Source organism: Bacillus sp. SIMBA_154, from assembly GCF_046536015.1.
Lineage (GTDB): Bacteria > Bacillota > Bacilli > Bacillales > Bacillaceae > Bacillus > Bacillus pumilus_P.
Genome location: NZ_JAWJBV010000453.1, coordinates 1 through 253 on the forward strand (window position 1 = coordinate 1; position 253 = coordinate 253).

1 protein-coding gene is annotated in these 253 nt (G+C 39.1%); it reads left to right on the forward strand.

The features are described from left to right. Positions 1-253, forward strand: a 253-nt coding sequence (locus R0K30_RS22740) for a hypothetical protein (RefSeq protein ID WP_410613202.1), incomplete at both ends; no start/stop codon positions are given.

The following is a 253-nucleotide window of genomic DNA, read 5'->3' on the forward strand; positions in this document are numbered from 1 at the left end:
GGCGTTGCTATTTTCGCTGAAAGCGGGATTGTTGTTAGTAAAAAGCAATTTCTTAATGGTCAAATATTGGGTGATTACGATTTACCTTTTATAGACATTAAAGGGCTTGAGCTTTTAGATGCGGCCATTGATCAAGAATGGGATGGAAATTTTCAGCTTATTCACGAAGGCAAACCTTTCAATGGTGTTGTCTATGAGACTGCCTATGGTTGGGTGTGTGATGTACGTTGTATCATTGAAGGATGGGAATTAG